General features: G+C 62.5%; 11 protein-coding genes and 2 pseudogenes. 3 read left to right on the top strand and 10 right to left on the bottom strand.

What is annotated here, in order from left to right:
* Positions 1–11: 11 nt before the first annotated feature.
* The 4 genes from WJ16_RS06380 to WJ16_RS06365 all read right to left on the bottom strand — a co-directional run bounded on the left by WJ16_RS06380 (position 12) and on the right by WJ16_RS06365 (position 5,237).
* On the bottom strand, positions 12–1,283 hold the full coding sequence (locus WJ16_RS06380; RefSeq protein WP_069256334.1) for an HlyD family secretion protein: 1,272 nt from the start codon (positions 1,281–1,283) through the stop codon (positions 12–14).
* A gap of 164 nt (positions 1,284–1,447) precedes the next feature.
* On the bottom strand, positions 1,448–1,690 hold the full coding sequence (locus tag WJ16_RS06375; protein ID WP_069256333.1) for a hypothetical protein: 243 nt from the start codon (positions 1,688–1,690) through the stop codon (positions 1,448–1,450).
* Between the two features lie 764 nt (positions 1,691–2,454).
* Positions 2,455–4,779: a xanthine dehydrogenase family protein molybdopterin-binding subunit gene (locus WJ16_RS06370; protein WP_069256332.1), complete on the bottom strand. Its 2,325-nt coding sequence runs from the start codon at positions 4,777–4,779 to the stop codon at positions 2,455–2,457.
* Positions 4,776–5,237, bottom strand: coding sequence for a (2Fe-2S)-binding protein (locus tag WJ16_RS06365; RefSeq protein WP_069256331.1), 462 nt, complete (start codon positions 5,235–5,237; stop codon positions 4,776–4,778). The genes WJ16_RS06370 and WJ16_RS06365 overlap by 4 nt, the downstream gene beginning before the upstream one ends.
* A gap of 464 nt (positions 5,238–5,701) precedes the next feature.
* Between WJ16_RS06365 and WJ16_RS06360 the strand changes: the two genes are divergently transcribed.
* A complete protein-coding gene (locus tag WJ16_RS06360) occupies positions 5,702–6,040 on the top strand; it encodes a hypothetical protein (RefSeq protein WP_157126726.1) in 339 nt (112 codons plus the stop codon).
* Positions 6,041–6,101: 61 nt separating this feature from the next.
* Here WJ16_RS06360 and wecB read toward each other — a convergent pair whose 3' ends face one another.
* Complete coding sequence (gene wecB / locus WJ16_RS06355; RefSeq protein ID WP_069256329.1) at positions 6,102–7,319, bottom strand: non-hydrolyzing UDP-N-acetylglucosamine 2-epimerase; 1,218 nt, start codon at positions 7,317–7,319, stop codon at positions 6,102–6,104.
* Between the two features lie 1,354 nt (positions 7,320–8,673).
* Between wecB and WJ16_RS06350 the strand changes: the two genes are divergently transcribed.
* Together WJ16_RS06350 and glmS are read left to right on the top strand one after the other, a co-directional pair.
* Positions 8,674–9,768, top strand: a complete 1,095-nt coding sequence (locus WJ16_RS06350; protein WP_069256328.1) for a hypothetical protein — start codon at positions 8,674–8,676, stop codon at positions 9,766–9,768.
* 48 nt (positions 9,769–9,816) lie between these two features.
* Entirely contained in the window at positions 9,817–11,634 is a 1,818-nt protein-coding gene (gene glmS, locus WJ16_RS06345) for a glutamine--fructose-6-phosphate transaminase (isomerizing) (protein ID WP_069256327.1), read from the top strand.
* 28 nt (positions 11,635–11,662) lie between these two features.
* Here glmS and WJ16_RS35995 read toward each other — a convergent pair.
* The 5 genes and pseudogenes from WJ16_RS35995 to WJ16_RS32940 all read right to left on the bottom strand — a co-directional run.
* Positions 11,663–11,872 (bottom strand): annotated as a pseudogene (locus WJ16_RS35995) (IS110 family RNA-guided transposase); the annotation flags it as partial.
* Positions 11,873–12,182: 310 nt separating this feature from the next.
* Positions 12,183–12,743, bottom strand: a complete 561-nt coding sequence (locus WJ16_RS32955) for an imm11 family protein (protein WP_076605942.1) — start codon at positions 12,741–12,743, stop codon at positions 12,183–12,185.
* A gap of 44 nt (positions 12,744–12,787) precedes the next feature.
* The gene (locus WJ16_RS34675) at positions 12,788–13,414 is read right to left on the bottom strand and encodes a hypothetical protein (protein ID WP_076605886.1); all 627 of its coding nucleotides are present in this window, start codon (positions 13,412–13,414) and stop codon (positions 12,788–12,790) included.
* Positions 13,414–14,835 (bottom strand): annotated as a pseudogene (locus WJ16_RS06340) (RHS repeat-associated core domain-containing protein); the annotation flags it as partial. The gene WJ16_RS34675 and the pseudogene WJ16_RS06340, both read right to left, overlap by 1 nt.
* Positions 14,836–15,308: 473 nt before the next feature.
* Positions 15,309–15,734, bottom strand: coding sequence for an NTF2 fold immunity protein (locus WJ16_RS32940; RefSeq protein ID WP_076605941.1), 426 nt, complete (start codon positions 15,732–15,734; stop codon positions 15,309–15,311).
* Between the last annotated feature and the right edge of the window lies 1 nt (position 15,735).

Raw genomic sequence — 15,735 nt, 5'->3', positions numbered from 1 at the left:
GCGCGTGCTCGTCAGAGTTTGCCGGTCAGGCTGTACAGCGGCTCCAGCACCCACTCGTACAGGCGCCTGCGTTCCTGCAGGATGTCCGCCTGCAGCGTCATGCCGGCCTGCAACGGTTGTTTCGCGCCGTACGCGGTCACGTGCTGCGCGTCGAGCGCGACGATCACGCGATAGAAGGTCGCGTCGCGCTGCTCGCCCGGCGTCGCCGCCGGGCCGCCGTCGTTCGCGAGTTCGGTCGCCGACAGCGCCGTGCGCGCGATCGACACGACCCTGGCCTCGTACTGGCCGAATTTCTGGTAAGGGAATGCCTGATAGCGGACCAGCACCGGCTCGCCGACCCGCACGAAGCCGATCGCCGCGCTCGGCACGAACAGGTGCGCCTGCCAGTGCGCGCCGCCCGGCACGACGCTCGCGAGCGGCCGGGACGTATCGACCGACTGGCCGACGTCGGCGATCGCGGCCGTCACGATGCCGGCCTCCGGCGCGGTGACGACGATCCGGCGCTTCGCCTCGCTTTCGATCAGGTTCTGGTCGACGTCGATCACGTTGCGGTCGATCTGCGCGAGCTGGTTCTGCTGCTTGAAGCCGAGCCCCGACAGTTCGTTGCTCGCCTCGGTGAGCGACTGCAGGGTCGATGCGCGATCGCGCAGCAGCCCGTTCAGCTTCGACTGCTGGTCGAGCAAGTCGGCTTCGCGCTGCTGCGCCTGGTCCTTCGAGATGTAATCCTGTGCGAGCAGCCCGCGATAGCGCTTCGCGCCGTCGGCCGCGATCGACGTGCGCAGCCGCTGCGCCGCGAGCTGGTCGTCGATTTGCGCGAGCGCGCCTTTCAGGTTCGCGATCTTCGCGCGCAGCGTGTCGCGCTCGTCCTGTTGCAGGCTGCGCGTCTTGTCCATTTCCGCGAGCAGCGACGCCTTGCGCTGCTGCGCCTGTGCGATCAACGCGGCCTGCGTCGCGCCCTGGGCCGCGCTTTGCAGGTCGGTCGACACCGTATAGAGCGTCTGTCCGCGGCTCACGTGCTGCCCTTCCTTCACGTCTCGTTCGACGACGATGCCCGGCTGCAATGCATACACCTTGACCAGCCCCGAATCCGGCATCACCACCCCGGCGACCGTCGTGCGCCGCGTATACGTGCCGAACGTGAAGAACAGCACCACGCAGGTCGCCATGACCATCGCCACGACCGTCAGCACGGTCGTCGACAGCGGGTGCACCAGCACGATGTCGCCCAGCACGCGCCTGCGCTGCGCCTGTGCCGCTTCGGAACGAAAGAGACCGAACTCCATTTTCGCCAACGTATCGCCAAATATCGGAAACGGCGCCCGTCCCGCTTCCACGCGCGGGAACAGCCACAAGCGATCCGGTATACAAAGAAGACCCGTGCATACCGGATCGTCGGTTCCATCATCGGGAAACGCGGCGTCTACCGCGTTGCCTCAACGCGGGCGTCTCAGTACTGCGGGCCGCCGAACAGGCCGTCCAGCAGGTTCACGGCGGCGGTCGTGATCGTCTCGCCGATGTTGTATGCCTGCTTGACCGGCGCGGCGAAAATGCCCAGCGTCAGCGTATTGCCGATGTTCTCGGCGGTGCTGCCGGCCCATTCGATGATGTTGCCCAGCGCGGACGGGATGCCCGGGCCGCTGTAGTAGCCGCCGGAAACTTGTGCGATTTCCTGATGATTCAGTTCTTGCATTGCATTTCTCCAGATTGAGAATGCTAGATAACCCATCTAGCGGGGCATCGAACGACGCCGCAATTGCGACGTTGATCAATACGTTAAATATCTTTAATTTTCGGACGACGCGGTTACATTATTCGAACCCGATTGAATTAACCCGCTCGCCTGAATAACGCGCACAATCCCGCCGAATCGGATGTATCGATCGACCGATTCGTCCTATGTGCGCCGTCTATCGCCACCTGAAAAGCAAACCCTGTCCGCCTGGCGTCCGCGCCCGACGACGCAAGCCATCGGACGTGCGGGCGCCACCGCGCATCGGCGCCGCAACGCCCTGCACGCCACGCAAAACGAGAATGAATATCCGCCCGAGGCTCGACCTGGAATGTTTACGCTTTAATGCCGTTCATCAAAACAACTAAACATCGCGCATGATTGATCGACATCGGAATTTCAAAACAAATGAACTTTTTACAATTCTGAATTCGACGCGCCAATGATCGGTTACTTTCCGGACTCTCTTTGTACGATACCGCACCATGGGGCAAACCCGATGTCCGCGGGCGTTTTATTCTATTTTCATTGAGAATGCCGGGCGTTTATGTCGCGATTGAAATCCGGCAGTTGATTCTGGAAAGCGCGGCCCGGTCGGTCGAATCACGGGCGGAAGCCGTCGAACTGACATGCCCATGCGATGCATGAATGGACGGCGTGCGATGGCGGGATGGCGCGAGGCGCACACGCCGGGCCGCGCAAACGGCCCGGCGCGCGATGTGTCGTTACCCCGCTTTCGGCTTCGCGAGCTGATCGGCGATCGGCAGGCTACGAATGCGCGTGCCGGTCGCCGCGAAGATCGCATTGGTGAGCGCCGGCGCGACGGGCGGCAAACCCGGCTCGCCCACGCCGCCAAGCGGCGTCGCATAATCGTCCGGTGCGACGAGATGCACGCGGATTTCGCGCGGCGCTTCGTTCATTCTCAGCACCTGGAAGCCGTTGAAGTTGCTTTGCTCCGGGTGGCCGTCCTTGAACGTGATCTCGCCGTGCAGCGCGATGCCGAGCCCCATCACGACCGCGCCCTCGAGCTGCGAGCGTACGCGCTCCGGATTGACCTGCGGCCCGCAGTCGATCGCGATGTCGACCCGCGGCACCGTGAGCTTGCCGTCGGCATCGACCTGCACCTCGCACACCGCCGCCGTATACGACACGAAGCTGCGATGCGCGGCGATTCCGAGCCCGTGCCCCTTCGGCAGCTTGCGGCCCCAGCCGGCGCCGCGCGCGACCGTTTCGACCACGCGCCGCAGCCGCCCGGTATCGATCGGATACAGCGCCGGGTCCTCGCCATAGTTCACGTTCTTCACCGTGATGTGCGGTTCGAATCGCCGCGCGGGCCCGATCAGGTCGAGCAGGAAGTCCTTCGGGTCGCGGCCGGCCGCGTGCGCGAGCTCCGACACGAAGCTCTGGATGCCGAACGCATGCGGAATGTTGTAGACCGAACGGAACCAGCCGATCCGCGTGTGGGCTTCCGCGGCCGGATTCTCGATCCGCACGTTCGGAATCGCGAACGGCAGGTCCGCGATGCCCTGCGCGAGCTCGCCGGGCTGCTCGTGCACGACGCCGGCCCTGAACGTCGACTGGATCGACGGCGCGACCGTGCGATGCTGCCACGCGACCACTTTCCCCGACGCATCGATTCCACCGTCGAACGCCTCGAGCGACACCGCATGGAAATAGTCGTGCGCGATGTCGTCCTCGCGCGTGAACGTCAGCTTGACGGGTGCGCCGACCGCCTTCGAAAGCAGTGCCGCCTCCACCACGTAGTCGGGCTTCGACTTGCGGCCGAAGCCGCCGCCGAGCAACGTCACGTTGACCGTCACGCGCTCCGTCGGCAGCCCGAGCGCTTTCGCGACTTCGTCGCGCGTGGTTTGCGGCGCCTGCGTGCAGGTCCATACTTCGCAGCGCCCGTCGGCCACGCGTGCGACCGCCGCCGGCGGCTCCATCGTCGCGTGCGCGAGATGCGGAATGTAGTACGTCGCGCGCACGCGTTTCGCGGCGCCGGCCAGCGCCGCCGCCGCGTCGCCGTCGTTGCGGATCACGTCGCCCGGCTGCGCGGCGGCCGCTTCGAGCGTCTTGCGATACGCGGCCGAGTCGTAGTTCGCGTTGGGTCCGTGCTTCCAGTCGATCTTCAGTTGCGCGCGCGCCTGGATCGCGGTCCACGTATCGCGCGCGACGACCGCGATGCCGCCGAGCGGCTGGAAACCGGACGGCAGCGGCGTCGGCTCGAGCGGCACGACCTTGACGACGCCAGGCAGCTTCTGCGCCGCCGATGCGTCGAACGATGCCACGATATCGCCGTACGCCGGCGGTCGCGCGACGACCGCGTACAGCATCCCGTCGAGCCGCGTGTCGATCCCGTAGTGCGCGCGGCCGCCGACGATGTCGCGTCCGTCGATCAGCGCCGTTTCACCCTTGCCGATATAGCGGAATTCGGCTGGCGTTTTCAGCACCACCGTTGCCGGATCCGGCGCGGGCAGCGCGGCCGCTTTCGCCGCCAGTTCGCCGAAGCCGAGCTTGCGTCCGCTCTTCGTGTCGACGACCTCGTGCACCGTCGCCTTGACCTGTCGCACATCGACGCCCCACGCCGCCGCCGCGGCCTGCTCGAGCATCGTGCGCGCGGCCGCGCCCGCGCGGCGCAACGCGGCGAAGCTCTGGCGCAGGCTGCGCGAGCCGTCGGTGTTCTGGTTGCCGTAGCGCGGCTCGTCGCCGACCGCCTGCGCGACCGCCACGCGCGCCCAGTCCGCGCCCAGTTCGTCCGCTACCACGAGCGCGACGCTCGTGCGCACGCCCTGCCCCATCTCGGAGCGGATGCAGGTCACGGTAACGGTGCCGTCCGGTGCGATTGCGACGAACAGATGCGGATCGTCGCGCAACCCGTGCGGCATCCCCGCACCGCCGTACTGCGGATTCGCGCTGACGGGCGGTTGCACCGGCGTGGCCGCGCACACGAGCGACGGCACGCCGAACGCGAGCAGCAGCCCGCCGGATGCGAAGCCGAGCAGCAGCGCGCGGCGGCTCTCGTTGTGAACGGAAAGTTCGGGCGCGCTCATGCGGCACCTCCGCGGCGCACGGCCAGCCGGATCGCCGCGCGAATGCGCGTGTAGGTGCCGCAGCGGCAGATGTTGCCGGACATCGCATCGTCGATGTCGGCGTCGGTCGGATGGGGATTCGTCTTCAGTAACGAAGCGGCCTGCATGATCTGCCCGGACTGGCAGTAGCCGCACTGCGCGACGTTCAGTTCCTGCCACGCCTGCTGCAGCGGATGGGTCAGGTCCGTCGACAGTCCCTCGATCGTCGTCACGCCCTTGCCGGACGCGGCTGCGACGGGCGTGATGCACGACCGGATCGCGACGCCGTCGAGATGCACGGTGCACGCGCCGCACAGCGCCATGCCGCAGCCGAACTTGGTGCCCGTGTGGCCGAGGACGTCGCGCAGATACCAGAGCAACGGCATGTCGGGATTGCCGTCGAAATGCTGCTCGCTACCGTTGACGGTCAGCGTGATCATCGTTCACCTCCTGGTCGGGGCGCCCGCCTCGCACCACGGGCGCCGGGTGGGGATTCGAACGACAGCGGGTGCGTGCTGCTGCGCCGGCCCGTGCCGTCTCGTGGACTACGCCGCCGGCAGACCCGGCGGTCAATGCGTTGATGCGTTGCAATCGGCGCGCTGGCCGGGGACGGCTGTCGGGCATGCGATCCGGGTTGAAACCGGCGCACGCGCCAGCGTCGATTCTGGCCCATGCAAACCGTCACTCAGGCAACACGCCGCTGTCCGGGCTGACAGAATCGTATGCGGAACGGCCCGGGCTCCAACTCTAACCGATGTGCGGCTGGTTTGCGCCGGGCGCGTATCGCGGGACTGATGGGGGGAAACAGGGGAATTTCGGCGGAGAATCGGTAACGCGTGACGGGCATGGTGCGGACGCAACCGATCAATGCAGCGGCCCTGTTGCGATGGGGACGCGAGGCAGCATGGCCGCGTCCGCCACGTTCTTCGGTGCTGTGCTTGAAGTGATGGATCGCAAGCGCGCCTCACGCATCGGCACGCGCGATGCAAACGGTCCGATCGAACAGGCGATCATCCATGTCGTCGCCTGCTCGACGCAGGACAACACGCCGAATCCGACGACAATGCATGCGTTTCGCATCGATCCTGGGCGCGTGCATCGCGATGCACGCGTGTATCCGGCATGCAACGCGCGTGGCGGTGCCCGAAGTCACCTGCCGGATGTCGACCCGCGACCTCGTCTTCCGTCTGCGAACCGGCCCGCACACACGAAAGCCGGATATACGCAATCGATTCGCGCATGAAACACCGCCGCCTTCACACGGCGTTGACGCTCGAAGCGACCGCTTCACGCCATCGCATTGCTCACGGCGACCTCAACGCCTGCAACCCCAGCGTGAGCGCATTGCGCGGCAGGTCCGACGCTCCCATCGAAAAGCTCGTCGCCCTCGCGGCCCCCGCCGGATTGCGCATCAGCGCGTGAACGATCCGCTCGCTCGCATGACCGTCGCCATACGGATTGCTCGCATGCGCCATTTCCCCGTACGCGCTCTCGCTGTCGAACAGCCGCGATGCTTCCCACACGATCCGCTCCTGATCGGTGCCGACGAGCCGCGCGGTGCCCGCCTGAATCGCCTCGGGGCGCTCGGTCGTCTCGCGCGTAACCAGCACCGGTTTGCCGAGCGCCGGCCCTTCTTCCTGAATGCCGCCCGAATCGGTGATGATGAAATGTGCGCGAGACATCAGGAATACGAACGACAGATATTCCTGCGGCTCGATCAGGTAGATGTTCGGCACGCTGCCCAGCCGAGCGCGCGCCGGTTCCCGCACGTTCGGATTCATGTGCAGCGGATAGACGAACTGCGCGTCGGGATAGCGGTTCGCGAGCGTGCACAGCGCGTCGCAGAAATGCTGGAACGGCGCGCCGAAACTTTCGCGACGATGCCCGGTGATCAGCACGACACGCCGCGATGGTTCGAGAAACGGAAACTGTCCGGCGACCTTCTCCGTCAGCGCCGCGGTGCTGTCCAGCATGCGCTTGACCTCGTGCAACGCATCGATCACCGTATTGCCGGTCAGCACGACGGCTCCACCCGGTATGCCCTCGCTGAGCAGGTTGTCGCGCGCCTGCCCGGTCGGCGCGAAATGCCACGACGACACCGCGTCGGTCACGCGGCGGTTCAACTCCTCCGGCCACGGCGACCAGATGTCGCCGCTGCGCAAACCGGCCTCCACGTGTCCGACCGGCAGGTAGCGATAAAACGCCGCGAGACTGACCGCGAGCGTGGTCGTCGTGTCCCCGTGTACCAGCACGACGTCGGGACGCAACTCGTCGAAGACGATGCCGATTGCCTGCAGAATACCGGTCGTTACGTCGGTCAGCGTCTGGCTTTGCCGCATCACGTTGAGATCGTAGTCGGGCTTGATGTCGAACAGCGTCAGCACCTGATCGAGCATTTCGCGGTGCTGCGCGGTCACGCATACCCTGGCGTCGACCCCTGCCTGCGCCTTCAATGCACGCACCAGCGGGGCCATCTTGATGGCCTCCGGCCGAGTCCCGAACACAAGCAAAATCTTTTTCATCGTTATCCTCGTTGAGCCATTTCGCGCTGAATGACCCTGCTCGTGGCGCGAAGCATGTATTCAGGCGGCGCCTCCCGTACTCGCATGCGATCGACACGTTGCGGTGTCGCGCAGCGAGCGCGCCGCCCGGTCCACGTGGTCAACGCCACGCGAATCGTCGTACTACCGGCGTCCCGTTGCACTCGATCAGTCACGTCATGAGTCGTTCCTCGTCTGGCTTGGCTTGGACTGGCTTGGTCTGGTTCGGCTTGGCTTGGCGTTACGTGTGTTCGCTATCGCCCTTCCACTACAGCAATATTCAAACCAGCGGGCCTGCGGCCGTACCCGGTTCACACCGCACGCCGCGCGCATACGCAGTGCGCAACGGAATGTTTCACAACTGCTACGCGTGCCGCATCGCCGGCCTAGTGCGAAACAGCCAACCATTCAGGCAATTGCACGGTGTTTTCGGTGACGTCGTCCGACGAATCTCGACTTCACGGCAGGCTCCATAGCGCATCGAATCTCACGCTTCTGTCGAAGCGCGTTGCGCTTCCTCGATCCGCCACTTTCGTCTGTGCAGCAGGCAACGCAATCGACGGCTCGACCGCAGTCACGTACCGGGGATTTATTCGACACGCAACACCGTTCACGTCACACGAGTCGAAGCGTGGGAAATGTTTCGAACGTGTAACGCAAGCCCTGAACGGGGCCGTTACATCGGAGTCCGGTTCATTCAAGGCGTGTGATCAAACGAAACGTAGAACCATCCTGGCGATGCACACGCATCGACCCGCGCGACACGTATCCCCGCACGGCGGTGTACTGCAGAAGCCGCACAGGTTCGGCAGACAATTCGCTCGACGCATGACACGTGCGGACCGCACCGCCGATCGCGTGCCGGCATTCGCGCCCGCTCGGACTGATTCTTCGGTGAATCAAAATCCATCACCGTCATCCATGCGACGCACCGGCCGCCGCTCCCGCCCGTTGCTGCGCGCGGTAACGCGGCCGATGGCTCGCGCCTTGCTTAATGACTGTGGGATGCGCCCCGATGCATTCTTCCGACAGCGGACGAACGGGGCCCGGTCCACGAAGCCGTGCGGAAGCGCGACGCGTGCGTCAGCAGCGAAAGACAAGCGCTCTGCGTGCCGAACGTGCCGACGTGGCCAGCTGAAGTACGCACTATCCACGCGCCGTGGGCCGGCTCCGATGCCCCGAACCGGCTCGTGAACGCAAAGGATCGATACCAGCCTCTGGTTCACCGGCGCCATGATGAACCGAGCCGCAACATAGCCATGCTCGCCGGACGCGGCGCGGCCAACGCCGTACCCGGCGACGATTGAACAGGATCGCCGCGCAGGAGCCCAGGATCATGAATCGGCCCGCGCTTTACTCCGCCGCACGTTCGCGCGTTGCGGCCACCGTCGCGCTGTGCCGCCTGTGGCACGTCGCCTGCTGGATCGCCGCGTGCGGCTTCGCGTTACATGCGGGCGCCGCCGAGCTCCGGCTCAACGGGCTGTACCAACGCGCCGACGGTGCGATCACCGTGCGCCTGAACGGCGTCGGCATCGACCCGTATTTCGCGGCGAAGGCGCTGCTCGCCGCGTCCGACGCGCAACTCGACGCGCGCCAGGCCGCACTCGCATGGATTGCGTGGTTGCTGCCGCGCCAGCGTCCCGATGGCGGTTTCGATCGCTTCTGTGTGAAGAACGACCGGTACCGCTCATGCGCGAGCGCGGAAACCGACGACGCGACAATGGCGACGTGGATCGAACTGCTCGCGCGCTTCGCGCCGCCCGATGGCTTGCCCACCGCGTGGGAACTCAGCCTGAACCGCGCCGTCGACCATCTCGACGCATTGCTCGACAAGCCCTCCGGCGTCTATCAGATCTCGTCGTCGCTGCACGTCGCGCTGCTGATGGACAACGTCGAGGTGCACCGCGCGTTCCAAGCGCTCGCGGCGTACTACGCGCGGCGCGCGGATCCCACGCATGCGGACTCGTGGGGCCAGCGTGCCGACCGGCTGGCATCCGCGATCCTGAAGGTGTTCTGGCGCGGCACCGCATCCGGCTTTCTTGCCAGCACGCAGCAGGTCAGCGATGCGAGTTTTTATCCGGCGAAGCTCGCGCAGATCCTCCCGCTCCTGTCCGATATTCAGGTTCCCGAACAATCTGGCGAAGTGATCTACACGCGATGGATGCGGAAGTACGGCAAGCGCTGGCCGCAACTCGCCGACACCGATTACCCGTGGAGCCTGATCGCGCTGGTCGCGCTCAGGATGAACGATTGGGGCACGGTTGCCTGCTGGCAGGCGCGATCGGGCCCATACCGGCACGGTGCGCACTGGAACGTACTGGAGGAATCGCTTTATCTGGCATTCGAACGCAGGATGGCCGCCCCCGTCATACCCGCCCGGTGCGGGCTCGCGACGGCAGCGGCGGCGGAAACGGCAACCGCATCGCGCTGACACAACGGTGCGCGCGGTCCATGATGACCAACAGGGAGGTGACGAGTCATGTGTGGCATCGTCGGCGCGGTCGCGCAACGGGACATCGTCCCGATTCTGATTGAAGGTTTGCGTCGCCTCGAATATCGCGGCTACGATTCATGCGGCGTGGCGACGGTCGTCGACGGCCAGGCGCGTCGCGAGCGTAGCGTGTCGCGCGTCGCCGATCTCGATGCGCATGTGCGCACCGCCGGCCTGACCGGCAGCACCGGCATTGCGCATACGCGCTGGGCGACGCATGGCGCGCCGGCAACCTGCAACGCGCATCCGATCTTCTCGCGCGACGAAATCGCGCTCGTGCACAACGGCATCATCGAAAACCATGAAACGTTGCGCAAGCAACTTTCCGCCGCGCACTACGAGTTCGACGGCCAGACCGACACCGAGGTCGTCGCGCACCTGATCCACAGCCAGTATCGCGGCGACCTGCTCGCCGCCGTGCGCGCGGCGACCTCGCAGCTTCATGGCGCGTACGCGATCGCCGTGTTCAGCAAGCACGAGCCGCAACGGCTGATCGGCGCGCGGGCCGGCTCGCCGCTCGTCGTCGGCGTGACGGACGGCGAATGCTTTCTCGCCTCCGACGCGCTTGCGCTCGCCGGCATCACCGATCGCTTCATCTTTCTCGAGGAAGGCGACATCGTCGAGTTGACGCCCGGCGGCGTGCGCATACTCGATCGCAGCGGCGCTCCGGTCGAACGCGCGGTACAGACCATTTCGTCCGCGCAGGCCGTGGTCGAACTCGGGCCGTACCGGCATTTCATGCAGAAGGAGATTTTCGAGCAACCGCAGGCCGTGGCCGCGACCATTCCGGATGCGGGACTGTTCGATCCGGCCGTGTTCGGGCCCGACGCCGCGCGGGCGTTCGAGCAGATCGACAACGTGCTGATTCTCGCGTGCGGCACGAGCCACTATTCCGGCCTGACCGCGCGCCGCTGGCTCGAAACGATCGCGCGCGTGCCCGCGCAGGTCGAGATCGCGAGCGAGTACCGCTACAGCGACGCGCTCGCGATGCCGAATACGCTGGTGGTCAGCGTGTCGCAATCCGGCGAGACCGCCGACACGCTCGCCGCGCTGAAGTACGCGCAGGCACTCGGCCACGTCGACACGCTGGCGATCTGCAACGTGCCGACCAGCGCGATGATGCGACAGACCGGCCTGCGTTTCCTGACGCGGGCCGGCCCGGAAATCGGCGTCGCGTCGACCAAGGCGTTCACGACTCAGCTCGTCGCGCTGTTCATTCTCGCGGTCACGCTCGGGCGGCTGCGCGGCTACGTCGATGACGCGCAGCTCGCGCGCTACACGATGCAATTGCGGCGGCTGCCAGGCGCGCTCGAGGACGTACTCGGGCTCGAGCCGCAGATCGAGCGCTGGGCCGCGGAATTCTCGCAGCACGAGAATGCGCTGTTTCTCGGGCGCGGGCTGCACTACCCGATCGCGCTCGAAGGGGCGCTGAAGCTGAAGGAGATTTCGTATATCCACGCGGAGGCGTATCCGGCGGGCGAGTTGAAGCACGGGCCGCTCGCGCTCGTGACGCACACGATGCCTGTTGCGACGATCGCGCCAAACGATGCGCTGCTCGAGAAGCTGAAGTCGAACATGCAGGAAGTGCGAGCGCGCGGCGGGCAGCTTTACGTGTTCGCCGATGCCGATACGCGGATCGACAACAGCGAAGGCGTGTCGGTGCTGCGGATGCCGGATTACTACGGGTTGTTGTCACCGATCCTGCACGTCGTGCCGTTGCAGTTGCTTGCGTATCACGCGGCGTGTTTGCGGGGGGCGGATATCGACAAGCCGAGGAATCTGGCGAAATCGGTGACGGTCGAGTGATGGGGAGGTGGGGAAACCGGGGGCGGGGGTCGACGCCGGTGATCGTCAACATCACTCGTAATCGCGCGTCGTCGACGGTCGCTTGCGAAGCGCTTTCTCCACTTCACGCAGATCCTCGCCGAGGCGGTCCAGTTCGCGCAGTCGCTGCTCAACACCGAGTCGCTCGTCCAACGGAAGCGGTCGAACGCCGAGCCGCGCGCCCCTTCTTGCCAAACAGATCGGTGGCGGGGCACCGCTCGTCATGTAGAACAGATAGGAGCCGCATCGGCTTGATTCGTGTCCCTTGCGACATCGAAATCGATACTGCGCGTTCCAACCTCTCCATTCTGATTCCAGCAACTTCAGTCCGTATGGACGAAGCGCCTCTCGCATTCGCTTCAACTGATCGAGTGACAACGTTGCTGCTCCGCAAAATTCCTTTCGTCGGCCTACCCGCGCATAGAGGCCCAGAAGTCGACCACCCCCAACGTATGATTCTCACAAGTTACTCTCGTGAAATCGAGGCCACCCGGGCCATGCTCTGACCAGTCACCGGGAGTTGCGAAATCCTACTTCTCAGATTGCGAAATGACCTCTCCGAAATCGAACCCTTTTAATTTATTTTTCTCTACAAGCTCTCTAAAACGCTCGGATAAAAATACTGTAGCAGGACTTTCTTTTAGGCGAAATATATCGACCCCTTCAACGCGACTCTTCAGAAGAAATATTTTATTAAAAACCGTCGCCCGAGGATAGACTTTGAATTTTGATGCATCCATATCGACAGCACTCTCTATCACCCGGGTTACATGAAATCCGGACATGTCTTTTATCGGGGCTTCGACCTGCAATATCTCCCCACTGTCACAAAGTACCGGCGCCAATACATCCAGCGCCCTCTCACTAAACACGAGAAACGGAGATAGCATCGTATGAACGTCGCTAGTCTTTTTTCTGCGCGAAGTGCCCCACGTAAGCTTAACGGGGTCATAATCTTGACCAAACCCTTGCCCGCATAGAGCGGTTGCTCGTATAGCTACGCTCTTGTCATATGCGATTTCACCGTCATCGTCGACTTGGACGAGTGGCTGAAATGCTTCATCCTGCCTCAGACCGTAGACATCACTCACGTATTGCCCCACATCCAAATCATAGTGTCGAGATAAATGGCGGCCTACGGCGCCTCACCCCACGGGTCGTACGAATAGTTTTCATCGATCGGCAAAAAATCAATGCCTTTCAATGCGTATCGCTCCACCTCCGATTTAAACCCCTGGCTACATACCAGATCCATTGTTTCGGTACATCTGAAAAGATTGCTAGCGCAATCGTCGCGCGGAATGAAGTTTTTGATCCAACTATACATTGGAGTCCCTGGAAACAACTTATTCTCGGCAACCTCTTTTGTTTCCAGATCCCGGTCTTCGGAATAGTTCGACCTTTGTCGATCAAGCAGAGACTCATGATCTGCTGGCAAGAAAATTGAATACTCTTTATTACCTGCCGGTTTTCCGCCCGCAACGATGTCAATGGGGATTGCTCTATACCCAACCCCCAATTTTTCACATGCATTCAAAAACTCTTTTGACACGTAATTCGTTTGCGTTCCGTATAAATCAAAATCAATTGAAATCGACGGATCTGATAGCGCGAAAATATATTCATGCTTTACATCGACGCCAAATGGATCAGCCACATACATCGGCCACTCCCATTCATCACGGTTCAATTCTCCCGACAGGTATGGAGGGCAGCCTGCGTCTCCAGCGCGATATTTAACAACGAAGAAACGTGCATTCATCAAAGTAACCTTCCCGTTATTGCATCAACCAAATATTTACCGGACCCCAAGCCTTCTCTCGCCATATTTTGAATGCGCCCGACACCGAGCACAAGTTGCGTATCACTGAGACGGCCCGCCAGGAATTGTTGGTTAAGTTTCGTTAGCTCAGCTTCAATGGCCGCAGTGTATTGCCCGTGGTTCGACCAGTGTCCAGGAAGCTCCAGCGTTTGGGCAAGCTTGGAGCCTCCGGGCAGGAATATGCCATTAGACGCACCATCACAGTCGAATCCCATGCCGCGCAACCGGCTGAACATGGCTGCAAAGTCGGGGGGCTTCATGAGTTCTTCAGGAATCAGGTGGTGGTTCGCCATACCATCATGCGGGCGAGCCCCCATATTTTCCCTGAGCTTAGTGGAACACCACCCCATCGGATCGATTCGGGTCAATGGGTTTGATGCGTATGCGTACAAATTGTCGCCGCCCACCAACCCAATCGGATCTTGATTAATAAACCTTCCCACGTCCGGATCATAGAACCGGAACGTGTTGTAGTGTAGCCCCGTACTTTCGTCGGCATACTGACCGGCATAGCGCAGCGGCTGATCCGCCCGCGCGGTCGCGAGCTGACGCTTGCTCGGCTCGACTTTGCCCCACGCCGTGTATTGCCCCGCCCACGCCAGTTCGCCAGCCTCGTCGGTGACCTCTTGCGGCGCCCCTGCCAGATCCGTATGGAAGTGGTAAATCCGCGACGCGCGCTTCGCCGTCTCGATCGCGGCCGCGGCCAGGGCCTCCATGATCACCGCATCGACGCGGGCCGCTGGTGAGTACGGATCATCAGGGCTGTACACATAGCTGCTCACGCCTGTCTCGCGCACTTCCTGCGCGAGGCGCAAGCCTTCCCATACGAACCGTTTCGTCTCGCTGCGCAGTTTCACGCCACGCACGTCGAACGTGGTATCGGTCTTCGAAATACGCCGGCCAAGCGAATCGTAATGGAAGCGCGTTTCGACCGCGCCACGCGCGTCCTGCGTGCGCACCGCAATCAGCCGGTCCTGCCCATCGTAAGTGAAGCGCTGCTGCTGGTTGGCTCCGCGAAGCTTCGTCGCCAGATTGCCGAACGGATCGTATTCGAAGCGAATGTCCTGCCACATCCGCAGACGGTTGCCTTCGACGTATCCGCGACTCTTGCCGGGTGCGCCATCGAGCATATTGCCAGCGGCATCCCAAGCGAATTCCTCAAGCTCGCGATCCATGGTGTTCACACGACGAGTCAACTGTCCGGCCGGATCGTTGCTGTACTGCGTGCTGCCACGCAGGCAGTCACTGGTCTCGATCAGTTCGCCCGCTGCGTCGTAGCCGTATTTACGTCACAACTACCCGCGTCCTCGACCGAGCGCGTCTGGTTGGGAGCCAGCGGACTGCCAGACTTTTCTGGCCAAGCGTGGTGTGCCGCGGCCCGCATACTGCTCCAAAAGACAGCGCCCGCCGGCCTGGCGCGCGAGTTGATGGATCTGACTAAGTACCTCTTCAACGCGACATACCGGACACTGGACCATCGTGTAGAACAGATGATAGGAACCGCATCGGCTTGATTCGTGTCCCTTACAATATCGAAATCGATACTATGCGTGCCAACCTTTCCATTCTGATTCCAGCAACTTCCGTCCATATGGACGAAGTGCCTCTCGCATTCACCTCAACTGATCGAGTGACGATGTTGCTGCTCCGCTACCGTGCATAGAGGCCTAGAAACTGACCGCCCCCCAACTAACGACTCTCACAAGCCACTCTCGCCAATCCAATTAAAGCGCAACAGATCCGCGCAAACAGTTCCGCATCCAACTTTCACGCATATCAGAATACATGTCAGCCTTAACAACGCCCGACCAGAGCAACAGGTCGAGCGACGTTGTTAGAGAACTGAACGCTGCCATTTATCCTTAAAATTAAGGAATTCTTTTTTCTTCACCATCCATTTACCCGCCTTTTCCTTCATCGTGAATCGGGATAGCGTCAACATTCCCAATGTCTGGCGAATGGTGAAAACCACCTCGCCGTCAGTGGATTCCACGCTGTCTTCGACGTCAGTGCCAGGATCGTATGTCGGAGGATCCGAACAACCCAAGTCAATCAAACGACCTTGGTTTGTTTTTTCTTGGAACGCCCATTTCTCCAAAATGGCCGAAAGATCTTTCCGTGCACGATCATCAATTTCAGAAACATCGCCACCACTTTCCAGCGCACTACGCTTTTTCTTGTAAAAATCCTTTTCCCATTTATTCATTTCCAACATGAATGATCGCAATGCCGATCGCGCTTGTTCAATATTAGCATCCATC

It is taken from the genome of Burkholderia metallica (assembly GCF_001718555.1).
In the GTDB taxonomy this organism is placed as follows: Bacteria; Pseudomonadota; Gammaproteobacteria; order Burkholderiales; family Burkholderiaceae; genus Burkholderia; species Burkholderia metallica.
This window is presented reverse-complemented; position numbering and strand designations above follow the sequence as displayed.